Raw genomic sequence first — 14,287 nt, forward strand, 5'->3', positions numbered from 1 at the left:
ATCAAAAAGCTGATGGGCTTAAAACCTCAGGAAACAGGGAGTCTGCAAATTGTTCTGAAATATCCGAAAACAGCCGTTAAACAAGCGGACAAACTTCACGCCGCTCTTACGCCGAATGTAGCGGCCATAGCTGGAGAAATACAGCGAACCTCTGGCGATATCAACATTTGCATGCTAAGTTTTAAACGCGATGCAATCTCCTTGGCAATTTTAACGAAGAATATTATCATTCAAGAAAAAGATGTCATTTTCCCGGCTAAAGAACAGGTATTCATATCAGCCAAATTGGCAAAAGAAAATCAGCTGAAAGCCGGAGATTCCATCACGATTAATTATATAACCAAGTTTGATCCGCAAAACGTAACCAGAAATTATAAATTAACCGGAACTTTTTCTTCCAGGTATTTGCCGGATAACACGGTTCTTTTTAGTGATGACGTTTTCTTCAAATATTATTATGAGGACTTGCCACCGGACAACAAGATTTTCATAATATCAGAAAGTCATCCTTTGTACGCAGCCCTGGGCAAAGAATGGGAGCGGCTGGCACGCAGTCGTACGACCAAGGAAATGACAAAAAAAATGAAAGACCTGGCAAATTATAAGGGAGGTAGCGCAGCTCTGGATGTGCGGACTATGTATGAAACCGCTGAAAGTATCATCAAGCTGGAAAAAGCTTTAAACATCATTACCCTTGCCGCTGTACTTATCCTGTTTTTCATTATTCTCATCGGAGTTGTAAATACTCTGCGCATGACTATTCGTGAAAGGACCAGGGAAATAGGCACAGTCCGAGCTATCGGCATGCAAAAAAATGATGTTCGTAACAGCTTCATTCTGGAAACATTTTTACTGACCCTCATCTCCACGATTATCGGCACATTGCTGGCTTTTTTAATCATGGACCTGCTTGGCAAAATCACTATCCACTCAGACAGTTTCATGAGTATTTTGCTGGTGGACAAACATATAAACTTTGTTCCGAAACTAACAGCCATAATTTTTAATATGCTGTTAATTATTTTTATTGCTGTCGCTACTGCTTTCTTCCCGGCACACCGGGCTTCCAGACTCCCTTGTGCCAAAGCTTTGAGTCATTTTGAATAAGGAGAATTATATGTGTTTTTTTAACTACCTGAAATTTATTATTTTTACCGCTTTGGTATGCTTCTCGTTTTCCTCAGAAATTAGCGTTACGGATATGATGAAAAAGCTGGATGATTTGCAGGAAATGAAAACGGACATTACTGCCAGGGTGAATATTACACAGCAAAAGGTTAATCAGGGCATAAAAGTAATTGATATGGTCTATTATCGCAGAGATAAGGATGACGCTTTTATGATAGTTATGACAGCGCCTGAAGCGGAAAAAGGAAATGGCTACTTAAAAATAGGTGACAATTTCTGGATGTACAGAAGAAATACCCGTACCTTCCAGCACATAAACCGTGACGAAAGCATAGCAGGCAGTGATGCCAGCGCCGATGATTTTGAAAAACGCAAATTGGTAGAATTGTATAAACCCGAAATATCCGCAAACAATAAAGAAATATTTTTTTCAGAAAAATTAGGTGATTTTCCCGTATACAAGTTCAAACTCACGGCTAAAGTAAAAGATGTGAAATATCCATCGGTTTACTACTGGGTACGCCAGGATAATTTTCTGCCCTTGAAAGAACAACAGTATTCTCTTACCGAAACACTCATGGAAACAGCCTATTTCATGAAATATACAATTGTAGACGGTCGTTATGTATGGGTAAAAGGTATGTTTATTGATGAATTTGAAAAAGGCAATAAAACAGTGGTAGAAATATCGGGAATATCAACAAAAAAGCTGGATGACTCCATTTTTACCAAAGCCTATTTGGAAAATCTGAGCAAATAATGAAAATACTAATTCGATTTATTTTTGTCTCTCTTTGTCTGGGTTTTACCATATTCGCCGATGAAATTATAGATGAAAATACACTCTTCGGCAGTACGGCGAATACAATGGTTGAGTCCAAAAATATTCAGGATTCAAGTTTGAATGAATTTTATAACAAAGAAAGTGTAAATTTTTCAGGTTCTTTCTCTTCCAAGGGCAGTTATTATCTGAACCGCAAGTGGCTTGAAAATGGAGGTGGGAGTTTTGCTGACAACCGGATGGTCAATTATTTTGATACCAATCTGCTGCTGGATGTACGTCTGAAAAAAAATTTTAAGACATTCCTGAACCTGCAGGTATCAAATATCGCCCAGCAAAATACTTCGCTTATTGCTACCAGTAATCTGGCTTATTCTATTAAAGAACTATTTATGGATATGAATATTAACAGAGCGGTTTATATCCGTTCAGGCAAACAGGTATTGCAGTGGGGACGCACATATTTCTGGAACCCCACTGATGTTTTGAATATTCAAAAAAAAAATTTTCTTAACCTTGCGCAATATCGTGAAGGTACTTATGGTATCAAAATTCATGTCCCTAACGGTGCCGGACAAAACACCTATATGTTTCTTGATTTTAATAATGCCAACAATATAGATGATGTAGGATTAGCGGCTAAATATGAATTTTTGTTAAATAATACAGAGTACGCTTTTTCAGCCTGGAAAAAGAAAGGATTTATTCCTCTTTTCGGATTTGATTTTTCCTCACGTTTAGAAGGCATTGATGTGCTTGGAGAAATGACCATGTCCTATGGCGACGACCAAACCAAAGTCAGAAATGTTAACGGTACTGCACAGTTATATAAAATAGGAAATGCCTGGGTCCCCAAAATAAGCCTGGGACTGTCCAAATCTTTTAGCTGGATTTATGCTGATCAAATTACTTTGATATCTGAATTTTTTTATAACGACAGCGGTTATACAGAAAATGTTTTTAAAGATTCTGTTGCGTTTACATCCCTGATAGCTAACAATCTTTATGTTCCCAATTACCACAGCAAATATTATATGGCTGTATTCGGAACAATTGCCAAATATCCGTTTTCAGACTCATCGGTCAACTGTAATTATATTTCTAACCTATGTGATTCTTCCAGTATACTGTCGACCGGTATAAGCTATAGCCCTGTAAACAACTTTACATTGCAAGTTAATGTAAACAGCTTTATAGGACCGGAGCTGGCCGAATACACATTTAGCGGATACCGCCTGTCCTTTGATGTTTTTGCGACAATGCTTTTCTAGTAAACCTTCTCTTTCAGCGACTTGATGTCACCTGTTACCTTATAAAGGACCCGTTCTCCTATATTTTCCACATGGTCCCCTATCCGTTCCAGAAAACGGGTAATAAACAGTAGATAAATCTTGGAACTGATTACTTCCTGCGTAGGTTTTTCTTGAATTTTATCAATGTATTGTTGAAATAATGACCGTTGAATATCATTAATTTTCTGATCATTTTTCAAAGTTTCTCTGGCCAGTTGTACATTGTTTTCTTTAAAAGCAATAAGTATCTGTTCAATCATCTGACGCAAAAGTATAGTCATTTCAGCCAATGAGTTGAAATGTTCTCTTTCACCAAGTTCAATGACCTTTTTACTTTTTCGAATAATTTTACGGATATGATCGCCGATTCGTTCCAGGTCCATACTGATTTTTATGATACACATGATAGTGCGCAGATCAATGGCCATAGGCTGCTGCAAGGCAAGCAACTCCATGGTTAATTTTTCAATATCAAACTCCAGCTGGTCCAGCTTATCCTCTTCCTTATATAAATGTTCAACTTTATCCATGTCCACTTTCTTGGTCTGGTACATGACGATTATCTCTGTCATCAGTAAATGGATGATTTCACCCATTTTCATAATCATATCCTGCGCCTTATCCAGTTTGTGATGAAAATCATCTCTAGACATAAAAACCTCCTTTTTTAACTCACCCCAACCCCTCTCTTGAAAAGAGAGGGGGCTTAATTCCGCCCCCCTTCTCTTCTTAAGAGAAGGGGCTGGGGGATGAGTTTTATCCGAAACGCCCTGTGATGTAATCCGTCGTCTGTATATTTTTTGGATTAGTGAAAATATCTTTGGTCAGGCCATATTCAATAAGTTGCCCTACCCTGCTCGCGTCTGTATTAAAAAACGCGGTATGATCCGATACTCTGGCGGCCTGCTGCATATTATGGGTCACTATAATTATAGTTATCTCCTTACTTAATTCTTTCATAAGATCTTCTATTTTTAAAGTAGCAATCGGATCAAGCGCCGAACAAGGCTCATCCATTAAAAGCACTTCGGGTTTTACTGCCAAAGCCCTGGCTATACAGAGCCTCTGCTGCTGCCCACCGGATAAAGAAAAGGCAGATTCATTTAATTTATCTTTCACTTCATCCCAGAGAACAACTTTTTTTAAATAGTATTCTACGATTTCATCGAGACTTTTTTTAGCCTTCATTCCCTGAATTTTTGGCCCGTATTTGATATTTTCAGATATTGTTTTGGGAAAAGGATTGGGTTTCTGAAAGACCATACCGATTTTTTCACGTAAAGTAACCACATCCAGTCCCGGTTCATAAATATCCTGATCGTGAAAAAATATTTTACCATTATAGGATACATTGCTGATCAATTCATTCAGACGATTAAACGATCTTAAAAATGTAGACTTGCCGCAGCCTGAAGGGCCGATTACAGCGGTTATCTTTCGTTCCGTTATATTTACCGAGATATCCTTAATGGCCATTTTTTTACCATAATAAAATGTAAAATTCTGAGTTTTAAGAATAGTCTTCATAAACTCTCCCCTACCTCTCTCTGAACCTGTGCCTGATTACAGAGGCTATGATGTTCAACATCAGGGCAATTAGTATCAATACAGCAGCCGTAGAATAAGCGATGCCCCTTACTCCTTCAATATCATGATGTTGGGTAGACATGATGTACAGATGATAAGGTAATGCCATAAACTGCTGGAAAATATCCAGGCTTAAATGCGGTAAATAAAAAGCTACTCCTGTAAACAATATAGGTGCTGTTTCTCCGATGGCCCTGGAAAGACCGAGAATAATGCCCGTCATTATTCCGGGGAAAGCTACAGGCAAAATAATTTTATAAAGCGCCTGCCATCTGGTTGCTCCCAAGGCATAAGCGCCTTCTTTATAAGTTTTCGGTACAATCTTCAAAGCTTCTTCGGAAGTGCTGATGATAGTAGGCAGTGTAAGCAGACCCAAAGTAAGTCCCGCGCTGAGCATCGATGTTCCAAACTGCATGGTTTTTACAAAAATTGCCAGACCAAAAAGACCATAGACTATGGATGGCACAGCTGAAAGATTCCTGATAGCCATCCTGGTCAGCCTTGTGTAATAAGTATCTTTAGCATATTCAACCAGATATATAGCGCTGAAAATGCCTAACGGTATAGCAAATATTGCGGAAATAAAAGTTACCAGCAATGTACCGATGATCATCGGGAATATCCCGCCTTCCTTCATACCGTTTAATGGTGGCTCAAAAATAAAATTCCATGACAAAGTGCCCAGGCTGTGATAAAAAGTTAATCCAATTATTAAAATCAAAAAAACCAGGACAAGAAAAAAAGAGAAGTATAGCAAAGCGAAAACAATATTTTCCTTAATATTCGCTGGTTTAATACTATGCATTTCTACGTCCTTTTTTCAAAAAGTATTCAGCAATATTATTAATAAAAAAAGATATTAAAAATAAATATAATCCTAAATTAAATAAAGCATAGTAATGATTTGTATCATAAGCTACCTCACCCATTTCTATGGCAATGGTTGAAGTTAAAGTACGTACCGGATCAAAAATGGATTTAGCCAGAGCAGGTGCGTTGCCGCAGGCCATCAAAACCGCCATTGTCTCACCTATGGCCCGGCCCATGCCCAGCATTATAGCTGCAAGAATCCCTGAAGATGCAGCCGGCAGAGTTACCTTAAAAATAGTTTCCAGTTTGGTAGCTCCCAAAGCAAAGCTTGCCTCCCGATAGTCTTTGGGTACACCATTAATAGCATCTTCAGAAAGAGTAATAATTGTAGGCAGTACCATTATCGACAAAAGCAATCCTCCGTTTAAAGCGTTCAATCCATTTGCCAAATGGAAAATCCCGGCTATTAGCGGACCTACAAAAACCAGTCCGAAAAAGCCTATTACAACAGACGGAATACCGGCCAGCAATTCAATTACAGGTTTGATGAATATCTTCAAATTTCTGGGAGCGATTTCAGCAATAAAAACGGCAACCATTAATCCCAGAGGAATGGAAATGACCAGTGTTATCACTGTAACAAGCAAAGAACCCCAGACCAAAGCTAATATCCCGTAATATTCTCCACTCCAACCTTCGGGATTCCATTTGGCTGATAAAAACAAATCTGCTGGTCGCATTTCTTTGAAAAAAGGCAGGCTTTCCTTAAAAAGAAAAATAAAGATACCAACAACAACCAGTATTGATATTGAGCTGGATAATTTGAATACCCAGTTTGTCAGTTCATCAAACGCTTTATTTTTGTTGATCCTTAACTCCATAGAACCCTTCTCCTGTTACTATCTTTTGGCCCTGGACCGAAAGTTCAAAATTTATAAAGTCTTGTACTGTTTTACCGGATTTTGCTGAAATATATTGGTTCAAACCTCTGGAAACAGGATATTTATTAGAAATAATGTTAGCCTCTACTAATGGACTGTATGCTATATCCCCCTGTTTTGCAGATACATTTAAAATTTTTAATCCCCGCAAAGGTTTATCATTTTCTGCCGCATAGGCTACGCCCACATATCCAATAGCCGCGGAATCATGACGAACAGCTTCAACAATCTGGGAGTTACCGTTCATCTGCAGCATTTTATCGGAATATTCACCTTTTAGAACATGTTCCCTGAAAAAACTAAAAGTTCCGGAGTTGCTCTGCCGGCCATAAAGTGTGATAACTTTATCCGGTCCACCTACTTGTTTCCAGTTAGTTATTTCGCCCCTGAAAATAGCTCCGATCTTGTCCATTGGCAACTGATTAAGCGGATTGGAAGCATTAATAATCACAGAAAGTGCGTCTACGGCAATAATAATCTCTTTCACAGCAATACCCTTTTGTTTACACTGAGCCAGTTCCTTGGGCTGGATAAGACGTGATGAGTTGCAGATATCTGTTTTTTGATTAATCAAAGCACTTATACCGGTACCCGAACCCCCGCCGATTACAGAAATAGAAACTTTCGTATTCTGCTGCATATAAACCTCGGCTAACTTCTGTACCAAATTAACCATAGTGTCAGACCCTTTAATCTGTATTGGTGTATTGGCTAACAAAATACCCCCGAACATAACTAAACCGACCCAGCGTATTAATATTTTTCTCATACGTTTCTCCTCTTCTCTGATTAATCTTAAAATTAACACAATTTATTATCATCATACAAAAAAAATATTAAGCTTTCATTACGATTCTGTTACATTATTAAATTCCCGGGCTAGTCCTGACTTTTCTTCAATTTTAAAAGATTTAATCAGCATAACAGGAAAATAATCTAAAACTGATAACTTTAACTTTTTATTAAATGACGCTTCAAAATCCGGTTCCTGATTACTATTATCTTTATTAAAAAAAATTACCCAATCATTAATATCCATAAACTCACCTCCTACAATAAATTCTAGCAAGTGACTATTGCAATTTATTTACGATAAGAAAATTTTCTGGAGAAGAAAAAATGAAGAGGAGGTGAAACTTTCTCCTCTTCATTTTCAAGAAAGGAGTGTTTAGAAAAATTTTACTTTTGTATCAAACAATTTTTCATTTTTTTTCAAAAAATCCCCTTTTAACGGATAGAATCCTTCATCGGCAACAATCTTCTGGCCTTCGTCAGATAACTCAAATTGAATAAAAGTCTTGACCAGTCCTTTGGGTTTACCGCTCAAATACTGATTCAATCCTCTGACAATAGGATATTTGCCACTGTAGATCATATTCTCATCCAGCGGACTATAAGTAATGCCCCCATTTGTAGCGGATACCTTAAGAATCTTCAAACCGTTCAGAGGTTTGGTGCCTCCTTTGGTAGCATAGGCTACGCCTACGTAACCGATACCGCCCTCATCGTGCATAACTGCTTCCACAATCTGGGCATTACCGTTCATCTGGTTCATTTTATCCGAGTATTCACCGTTTAAAACATGTTCACGAATAAAATCAAATGTCCCTGAACTGGGTTGTCTGCCATACAAAGTGATTATTTTATTAGGGCCACCAACGTCTGCCCAATTAGTTACATCTCCTTTATATATTGCAGCAATCTGCTCCATGGAAAGAGAAGTAATAGGATTACTGTCATTTACAATAATTGACAAAGCATCGACAGCAATAACTACCTGCCTTACATCCATACCTTTACTTTTGCATTTAGCCAATTCCTTATCTTTCATAAGCCTGGAAGCATCGGCAATATCTGTTTTACCATTAATTAGAGCCGCTATACCTGTACCTGAACCACCGCCAGATACTGAAATATTCGCGTCGGGATGTTTCTTCATATAAACTTCAGACAACTTTTGTACCAGATTAACCAGAGTATCAGAGCCTTTTATCTGGACGGAATCCGCAAAACAACTCCCGAAGATAAAAGAGACAATCAGCACTTTATGTAAAAAACTTTTTTTCATTTTGTATCCTCCTTAAATTGATGTTTCAAAAGCTATACTGGTCGAACTTGACGCATTGTCCGACGTATCAGTTACTAACTCATAATGAGTGTACAGAGCAACTTTGTTGGAAATTTTGTACTTCATCCCGCCGCTGATCTTGTTACTGATGTTAACTTTGTTGAAATCCAGTAATAGATTGGCGTAAAGCATTAAATCTCCGTTAAGATCATAGGTTAAATATGATCCCAGATAACTTTTGGCTTTATTCTTTGATGTAAGATATGCTTTGGAAGCGTCATCGCTTAAATCCAGAAAAACTGTTTCTACTAATTTCAGAGCGTCAAAGTTCATGGTTAAGTCTCCATAAAGAGATAATCCACTAATATTTGCTCCGGAATAGTTGCTATCTGTACTGTAAATGGCTCCGAAACTATAATCAGAACCGGATTTTACCATCATACCAAGGAATGTCTTGCTGGTGCTGTTGTTTAAATTATTAACATCCAGGAAAGATACATTACCAAGGTAGGTAAATTTTACATCATAGTCCATTATAGGCAGATAATACGCAATTCCTGTCCCTTTATCTTTACAGAAAGTATAAAAAGAACCGTCGGCATATGGATGAGTTTCAGCATCAAGTATTCCCATTCTTTGAAACCCCACTCTTAAAGCACCTGGGATAGCTTTCAACTCCGTATCAATATACAGATAGGCAGCTGACATAGCCACAGCAGTTGAACTGGCCTGAAACTTTGTTTCCCAATACACTTTAGTATCATCGTTTTTTAAAGTTAGCCCCACGATTGTTTTAAATGACGATGCGTCATTAGGATAAACATTCGCTGCCTTCTCAGTAGCCCAACTGTTGTCATGGTCTCCATTTACGAAGAAACCGAATGAACTTTTTGCCTTACCGTCTATTTCCAGCGAAAAGCTGAATACTGTAAACAATAACAGTCCAACCAATAAACTAATTTTTTTCATGTTTTATCTCCTTCCTAAAATTATTTACTCTTGAAAACTTGTTCACCTCCTTAATGTATTCTTGAAAAAAATTATAAAATGACTGTATTTCCGATCCATTACAGAATCATTAATGTTTAATGAAAAAATCAAAAACAATATATTAAATTCTCGCGAATTATATTATATTTACACTTATGACACTCTCAGCTTTATTCGGTTATCTGATATTTGCTTTTTTGACAACCATTACACCCGGACCTAATAATCTTGTGCTGTTTAATAATGGAAAAGTCTATGGCGTAAGGGCTTCTATAAACTTGATGACCGGTGTTATAACGGGTTTTTTCACTTTACTTTGTGTTACTGGATATGGAGTTGGCAGTCTTATTACACAGAATATCTATCTGGCAATGATCTTAAAAATAGCTGGCAGTTTCTGGCTGCTTTATCTGGGCTACAGTATGATGCATCTGAATATAAATCCTGATATTACCTATAAAAATCTTGGATTAAAAGAAGGTTACCTGCTACAGTTTGTTAATCCCAAAGGCTGGATAATGGCCGTAAGTGGAGCCGGTGCTTTTATGCCTCACTTTGGAAATCTGCATGTCAATGTGCTCATTTTTGCGGGGATATTCGCTCTGGTAGGCATCCCCAGCATGTTATCCTGGGTATATCTGGGAGATTCTATTTCCAGGCTCATCAAATCCAAAAAAGCTAATAAAATATTAGGATGGGGGTTGTTCCTGCTAATGATCTTAAGCGTTGTGATGATCTGGCGGGAATGATCTTTCTCTTTTTTAAACAACTGCCAAAAATTTTTACCAAGACAAGTCAGGTAATGGATGGGTCAAAAAATATCAGCGAACAGCTGGCTTGAATTAAGCATTAAATCTGTAACCGATGCCCCTGACAGTCTGCACATATTCTCTATCCGTTAATTGTTCCAGTTTAGCCCTCAGTCTGCGGATATGCACATCTACAACCCGGTCATCCCCGTAAAAATCATGTCCCCACACCTGATACAAAAGCTGTCCCCGGGTAAATACCCTTCTGGGTTGACGGGCCATGGTCAAAAGTAAATCAAACTCAATTTTTGTTAAATGCAGCTCATTATTATTCAACACCACATCATGATTATTAATATTTATAGAAAGCCCTTCGAAATACAAAAGATTTTCTTTTTCATCAACATTTTGTTTAGTCTGAATTTTATTAACTTCAGTGCTCACTCTGCGCAGGTGCGCCTTAATTCTGGCCAGCATTTCTCTGATGCTAAATGGTTTACAGATATAGTCATCTGCTCCCAGTTCCAAAGCCAGAACTTTGTCAAATTCCTCACCCTTGGCTGTGACCATGAATACAATAATTTGTTGTGTTGAAGGATTATTTTTTATTTGTTTGCAGACATCGAGACCGCTTATTTTAGGAAGCATCCAGTCCAGCAGCACCAGATCAGGCTTTTGCTTGTCCACAAGCTCCAGAGCCGACTGACCGTCTTCCGCTACCAGAGCATTGTAACCGTTCTTCTCCAGGTTGAACTTTAGTAGTTCTATAATATCTTTTTCATCATCAACAATCAGGATCTTGGACATTTATCAATATTATAACATCTGATTATTACGGAATTATTACGATTAAATTAAGGCTCACACCAGCGGTAAACTGAAATAAAATCTGGAACCCTTGCCAACTATACTCTCAACCCCCGCTATACCCCCATATTTTTCCACAGTATTTTTGACAATAGCAAGGCCCAGACCTGTTCCTCCTGTATTTCTGGAACGTGTTTTATCCGGACGATAGAAACGTTCAAACAATCTGGGCAGATACTTTTTAGCAATACCCGGACCATGGTCCTGCACCGAAAAAAAAGCCTGTTGATCTTCTTTAGTCAAACTGATAGTAATTTTACCCTCAGGACAAAATTTCAAAGCATTATCAATATAATTCTGGAAAGCTGAATATATAGATTCCCGGTTAGCAAGTACTTCCATTTTTTTATGGCTTGTATAAAATTCTATTCGCTTATTGGTCCTAAGGTCCAAATCTTCCATAAGTTCTTTCAAAATTTCAGTTAAATTTATCTTTTCATCATCAACTCTCCCGCTTTCTATTTTAGCCAGACTTAAAATGTCATTAACCAGCAAAGTTAGTCGTTCTACATTATCTTTGATAATCTGCAGAAATCGCCGATTATATTCAGGGTCATGCAAAGCTCCTGCTTCTAGGGTTTCTATAAATCCTGTAATAGCAGTCAATGGAGTTTTTAATTCATGTGTTACATTTGCTATAAACTCTTTGCGCACATTTTCTAACTGTCTCAATTTTCCCAAATTTTGTTTTATTTGTCCGATCAGATCATTAAAAGAAGTTGTTAACATGGCTATTTCATCTTTTCCCGCTGATTGTTTATAACTTATATTTTCTTCCAGAGAAAAATTTTCAATGGTTTTGAGCAGCTTGTTTAAAGGGTCAGTCATGGTTTTCGTCAGTTTAAATACCATAAGAAGAATAACACCTGTGGCCAGAATATAGATAAGAAGCAGCCTTAGTATTGCATAATTTACCTGCTGTTTTATGTTGTCTACCGGCAATGAAGTGCGCACCGTCAAGCTGCCATTTTGCCTGGCTGCGTAAAGCATTGTCCTACGCAATGTCCGGCTTTTATGTACATTTATTCCCAGTTTACCATTTTTAGCAGCCACAACTTCAGGGCGTTTACCGTGGTTTTCCATTAACAGGGGATTTTGTGAAGTGTCATAAATTACGGTACCATCTTCAACAATAAGTGTTATCCTTATTCCAAAATTTTTGGCATATCGATTTAAGGTCTCTTTATTTACCTGGTTCAATGTAGATTCTATATAACGGATATGTTTATCTAAAACATCTATATCCTTTGAAAAATAAGCGTGCTGAATACTATTATCTATCAGAAAAAAAGAAACAATAAAAAAAATAACAAAAAAAGACGCGAATAGTAAAAAAAGCTTTTGGAAAAAACTTAAATTACTTAAGTATTTAATAAAATTATTTTTAATCTTATCAAAAAACATTTTAGTCACTGCTTCACATTCAAATTAATGATAGGCTGTCCTAAAATGGGACAAACGATCATTTCGTCCTGACTGCGCCAAGACGAATCGAAGTCGGGATGATAATATACTACTATATTATTTACCCGTAGCTTTAGGTATCACAGGCCCTTGCTGCTGCTGCGGTTTATCTTGCATCAACGGTACCTGCTGTTGCTGCCCGGCAGCTGCCGCAGCTTTAGCTTCTTTTTCTTTAATCTGCAATTCCTCTATTTTCCGACGTAAATCTTCTCTGGCGTTCTTGGATATCAGCTCCATATAATTATTCGAAACTGTTTCCATGATAAGCAAGTTGCTTCCGAACAATTTAACAACATTATCCACATAAGACCTGGCTTCACCCATCTTATTATTTTTACTATCAAAATCGATAATAGAAAAATATAAAATAGGATATTGATATTGAGGATTATATTTCTGCCAGATAATCCCTCTTTGTAAAACATTATATGCATCATCGTTATGCCCTATTTTTTCCTGCATACGGGCTATCTGAATATACATAAGCAAATTTTGAGGTTCATTAGCCAGAATTTTCTGATATTGAATAAGAGCGTTAGGATAATCTCTTTTTACTCTGTACTCATAAGCTTTCAATGCAGGGTCAATGATTTCTATATTAGCTGAGTCAACCAGCGGTTTTAACCACCTGCGTACAGCCTCGCCCTGTTTCTCTTGCAATATCTGGTTTTCGATATCTTTTTCAGTCACTCCGGCAGGAATTTCCTTGTCTTTCCTTTCCAGGACCTGAATGATATGGTATCCGAATATTGTTTTTATAGGACCGGCGATATCTCCGGGCTTCATTTTGTATAACTGCTTCTCAAACTCCTGAACCATCTGGCCCCGGCTTATCCAACCAAGGTCGCCACCTTTATCAGCGGTAAGTTTGTCGTCCGAATATTTCTTGGCAATTTCAGCAAATTTATCTCTGTTGGCCAGAACCATTTCATAAATGGATTCGGCCTTTTTAAGAGCTTTTATGTCGGAGCTGACATTACTTGCGTTTTGTGTTGTCTCTTCATCTTTTATCAAAATATGCCGGGCATGCACTTCTGTAAATGCCATCTTTTTGTCTATATCGGTTACAGTAGCTCTGGAAGAAATACCATTAACAAATTTAGCTACCATTATTTCTTCACGCTGTTCCTTTTTAAAGTCATTCCACGGTATTTTCCTTTCAATAAGGATCTTTTTCAATTCCCTTGCATTCTTCAACTGATACATTTTGGCAATCTGGTCTATCCTGTAATTTATTTCTTGAGGGAAAGCCCTTATCCCCTGCTTCTTAGCTTCATCGAGCATTACCATAAAAGAAATTGTTTTCTGCAAAGCATCATAGCGATAAAAGTCGACTACATCCGGATCAAGGAGTATCCTTCTGTCTGCCGGAACGGCCGAAAAAAATTGATTAAGCTGACGATAAAAACGGCTTTCATCCACGGGTTCGCCGTTAACCATGGCGATTTTAGATATTTTGACATTTTCTTTTTTATTTCCGGACTTATTATTTCTATTAAAAAAGGAAAACGCACCGAAACTGAATAAAGACACAACAAATAATAAAACAGTCACCATTACTATTTCTCTTGCTCTTGTTCTCATAAATTCTAACACTATCAAAACCTCCT

The 14,287-nt window shown here is 37.6% G+C and carries 15 protein-coding genes; 4 read left to right on the plus strand and 11 right to left on the minus strand.

Annotated elements, in window-relative coordinates; genetic code table 11:
• From PHV30_00900 to PHV30_00910, 3 genes are all read left to right on the plus strand, one after another.
• The coding region (locus PHV30_00900; protein ID MDD5455569.1) for an FtsX-like permease family protein at positions 1 to 1,107 on the plus strand (1,107 nt) is incomplete at its 5' end.
• 10 nt (positions 1,108 to 1,117) lie between these two features.
• The gene (locus PHV30_00905; GenBank protein MDD5455570.1) at positions 1,118 to 1,888 is read left to right on the plus strand and encodes an outer membrane lipoprotein-sorting protein; all 771 of its coding nucleotides are present in this window, start codon (positions 1,118 to 1,120) and stop codon (positions 1,886 to 1,888) included.
• Positions 1,888 to 3,180 carry a hypothetical protein gene (locus tag PHV30_00910; GenBank protein ID MDD5455571.1) on the plus strand — a complete coding sequence of 431 codons (1,293 nt, stop codon included), beginning with the start codon at positions 1,888 to 1,890 and terminating at the stop codon, positions 3,178 to 3,180. The genes PHV30_00905 and PHV30_00910 overlap by 1 nt, the downstream gene beginning before the upstream one ends.
• On the opposite strand, the gene phoU is transcribed toward PHV30_00910, so the two are convergent.
• The 8 genes from phoU to PHV30_00950 all read right to left on the minus strand — a co-directional run bounded on the left by phoU (position 3,177) and on the right by PHV30_00950 (position 9,576).
• On the minus strand, positions 3,177 to 3,854 hold the full coding sequence (gene phoU, locus PHV30_00915; protein ID MDD5455572.1) for a phosphate signaling complex protein PhoU: 678 nt from the start codon (positions 3,852 to 3,854) through the stop codon (positions 3,177 to 3,179). The genes PHV30_00910 and phoU overlap by 4 nt on opposite strands.
• Positions 3,855 to 3,957: 103 nt before the next feature.
• Positions 3,958 to 4,728 (minus strand): phosphate ABC transporter ATP-binding protein PstB, encoded by a 771-nt coding sequence (pstB, locus tag PHV30_00920; protein ID MDD5455573.1) that lies wholly within the window; start codon positions 4,726 to 4,728, stop codon positions 3,958 to 3,960.
• 10 nt (positions 4,729 to 4,738) lie between these two features.
• Complete coding sequence (pstA, locus tag PHV30_00925; protein MDD5455574.1) at positions 4,739 to 5,593, minus strand: phosphate ABC transporter permease PstA; 855 nt, start codon at positions 5,591 to 5,593, stop codon at positions 4,739 to 4,741.
• On the minus strand, positions 5,586 to 6,479 hold the full coding sequence (pstC, locus tag PHV30_00930) for a phosphate ABC transporter permease subunit PstC (protein ID MDD5455575.1): 894 nt from the start codon (positions 6,477 to 6,479) through the stop codon (positions 5,586 to 5,588). Before pstC ends, pstA begins: the two co-directional genes overlap by 8 nt.
• Positions 6,454 to 7,308, minus strand: coding sequence for a PstS family phosphate ABC transporter substrate-binding protein (locus tag PHV30_00935; protein ID MDD5455576.1), 855 nt, complete (start codon positions 7,306 to 7,308; stop codon positions 6,454 to 6,456). The genes pstC and PHV30_00935 overlap by 26 nt, the downstream gene beginning before the upstream one ends.
• 78 nt (positions 7,309 to 7,386) lie before the next feature.
• Positions 7,387 to 7,578, minus strand: a complete 192-nt coding sequence (locus PHV30_00940) for a hypothetical protein (protein MDD5455577.1) — start codon at positions 7,576 to 7,578, stop codon at positions 7,387 to 7,389.
• Between the two features lie 129 nt (positions 7,579 to 7,707).
• Positions 7,708 to 8,607, minus strand: a complete 900-nt coding sequence (locus tag PHV30_00945) for a PstS family phosphate ABC transporter substrate-binding protein (GenBank protein ID MDD5455578.1) — start codon at positions 8,605 to 8,607, stop codon at positions 7,708 to 7,710.
• A gap of 12 nt (positions 8,608 to 8,619) precedes the next feature.
• Entirely contained in the window at positions 8,620 to 9,576 is a 957-nt protein-coding gene (locus PHV30_00950; GenBank protein MDD5455579.1) for a hypothetical protein, read from the minus strand.
• A gap of 176 nt (positions 9,577 to 9,752) precedes the next feature.
• Here PHV30_00950 and PHV30_00955 point away from each other — a divergent pair, with 176 nt between their 5' ends.
• A complete protein-coding gene (locus PHV30_00955; GenBank protein ID MDD5455580.1) occupies positions 9,753 to 10,346 on the plus strand; it encodes a LysE family translocator in 594 nt (197 codons plus the stop codon).
• Between the two features lie 93 nt (positions 10,347 to 10,439).
• On the opposite strand, the gene PHV30_00960 is transcribed toward PHV30_00955, so the two are convergent.
• The 3 genes from PHV30_00960 to PHV30_00970 form a co-directional block, all read right to left on the minus strand.
• Positions 10,440 to 11,153, minus strand: coding sequence for a response regulator (locus PHV30_00960; GenBank protein MDD5455581.1), 714 nt, complete (start codon positions 11,151 to 11,153; stop codon positions 10,440 to 10,442).
• Positions 11,154 to 11,207: 54 nt separating this feature from the next.
• Positions 11,208 to 12,617 (minus strand): ATP-binding protein, encoded by a 1,410-nt coding sequence (locus PHV30_00965; GenBank protein MDD5455582.1) that lies wholly within the window; start codon positions 12,615 to 12,617, stop codon positions 11,208 to 11,210.
• 117 nt (positions 12,618 to 12,734) lie between these two features.
• A complete protein-coding gene (locus PHV30_00970) occupies positions 12,735 to 14,273 on the minus strand; it encodes a peptidylprolyl isomerase (GenBank protein ID MDD5455583.1) in 1,539 nt (512 codons plus the stop codon).
• Positions 14,274 to 14,287: the final 14 nt, after the last annotated feature.

This window comes from Candidatus Margulisiibacteriota bacterium (genome assembly GCA_028715625.1).
GTDB lineage: Bacteria > Margulisbacteria > Riflemargulisbacteria > GWF2-35-9 > GWF2-35-9 > JAQURL01.